This is a genomic window from Paraburkholderia sp. GAS448, assembly GCF_050435685.1.
Classification (GTDB): Bacteria; Pseudomonadota; Gammaproteobacteria; order Burkholderiales; family Burkholderiaceae; genus Paraburkholderia.
This window is the reverse complement of sequence record NZ_JBNDKT010000131.1, coordinates 1-1,970: the sequence shown is the minus strand read 5'-3', so window position 1 is coordinate 1,970 and position 1,970 is coordinate 1. Positions and strand designations below refer to the sequence as shown.

2 protein-coding genes are annotated in these 1,970 nt (G+C 57.2%); one reads left to right on the top strand and one right to left on the bottom strand.

The window, feature by feature from the left end; all coding sequences use genetic code 11:
* Window positions 1-67 precede the first annotated feature (67 nt).
* Window positions 68-247 (top strand): hypothetical protein, encoded by a 180-nt coding sequence (locus P3T23_RS47565; protein ID WP_429322931.1) that lies wholly within the window; start codon window positions 68-70, stop codon window positions 245-247.
* Between the two features lie 242 nt (window positions 248-489).
* On the opposite strand, the gene P3T23_RS47560 is transcribed toward P3T23_RS47565, so the two are convergent.
* Complete coding sequence (locus P3T23_RS47560; RefSeq protein WP_429322932.1) at window positions 490-1,344, bottom strand: ion transporter; 855 nt, start codon at window positions 1,342-1,344, stop codon at window positions 490-492.
* Window positions 1,345-1,970 lie beyond the last annotated feature (626 nt).

Below are 1,970 nucleotides of genomic sequence, written 5' to 3'. Positions count from 1 at the left end.
GCTTCATGTCACCCCATGAAGCCCGTCAGGCAGCCACCCTGAAAGAGGCCGCCTGAGTTGCAAAACCGTGTCCAGACAATCCGAGCCGGTACAGCCGGGGCTGAACTATCTATGCGCCGGCTACAAGAAATACTTCCGGCACGTGACGCAGTACATGAATGCGATGGCGAAGCTCCTGAGTCATGGTTTGCCGGCGTCGGCCATCATGCAGGCCTTCAGGGGACCGTTGATCATTCCGCTCGATTGAAATGACGTTATGTTGTCAATGATACTAACTAGACATCCAAACGAATGAAATTTTCCTTGCATGTGACGCGTTATGTGTCTAACACGTCGCGGCCAGTTCATTCGGGATGGGAGCGGCAGTCGCAGCGACGACATGCCCGGAATCAACGTTACAGTAAGGAGCGTATGCATGGCCCGGCGCGCCGATATCGGTGCCGTAAATGGCCGTCAAATTCGCTCGTTTTCGCCGGATCCCGCGGGATGCTATGTTGTCGAAAGCTGTTCGCCACAGTGCTTGCAATACCTTGCATCATCGTCGTGTCCTTCGGCATGGCATCTGGGACAGGCGCGGGCGCGCTGCTGTTTTTCTCGCTTCGCCGTCGCCAATTCCACGCCGACCATGCCCGCCGGGAAGGCAATCACGCCATAGCCGAGCAGGATGGCCAGCGACGTGACGAATTGCCCGAGCGGGGTCTTCGGATGAATGTCGCCGTAGCCTGTGGTGGTCATGGTGACCACCGCCCAGTACATGCTGATCGGGATGCTGGTGAAGCCGTTCGATGGTCCCTCGACAAGATACATTACTGTGCCTAGGACCACGATCAGGATCAGCACGACACCGAGGAACACCATGATCCTGTGCCGGCTCCTGACGAGTGCGCGCCAGAGCACCTGCGACTCGTCGAAGTACAGCGGCAGCTTCAGGATCCGGAAGATGCGCAGCAGGCGCAACAGCCTGACGTCGACCAGGACATGAAAACCCGGCAGGAGGACGGCCAGAAAGGTTGGCAGGATCGATACGAGGTCGACGACACCGAAGAAGCTGAATGCGTAACGCAACGGCCGTTCCACGCAAAGCAGCCGGACAATGTACTCGGCGGTGAACAGCAGCGTAAAGAGCCACTCCAGCATATTGAGTACTGCCAGCTCACGGGCACGAACAGCCTCGACACTGTCCAGCATCACGACGGCGACGCTGGCTATGATTGCCGACACCAGCACGGCATCGAAGCGGCGCGCGGCGTCCGTCCCGGCTTCAAAGACGATGGCATACAGGCGCCGCCGCCAGCCATGATCGGGCCTGCCGAAATCGCGTTTAAGTGGGCGTACGAGGTTCATGAGCAGGATCGAGTGTAAAACAAGAGTAGTTGAATCGGGACGATCCTGTCGGTCGCCGTGGCCACACCCGTTGCGGCGAAACGCCGGGATCCACCTTGTCATCCGCCCGATATCCTTATCGAGAACTGGAGACTCGTCCGTGCGCGCGTTCATCCCGAAATAATCGAAATTCTGATGGAAATCGATGTCCTTGACGACGAATGATCATATCGCAGGCGGTCGCGCCGGCGAATTTCAACCGCGTTTTCGGCGCGGAACTGGCAAAAGCCGTCGCGACGGCGCGGTAGCGGCTACGACTGTAACGTCAGGATTTCCGCTGCATGACTTCATGCGATTTTCTTTCTCGTACCACTTATCGATCAGCACTTCGGCCTTGTGCAACATTTCCATACCGAGGTTAAGCGCGCCCGTATCGGCTTTCGCGACCGTTTTCTCAAATCTGGGGGGGGGGCGTCTGGCCGTCGCCATTGACCTCGCGTTCGAACCATACGGCACAAGTCCAGTGAACTGTCGTTTCCGTAAGGTTCATATATAAGTGTTCACGAGAAATTGACTTGAAATTGAGTGCCGTATCCGTCGAGCAGTTTCGCCAGTTCGGCATCGATGGTTTCCTTCGTCCAGGTGAT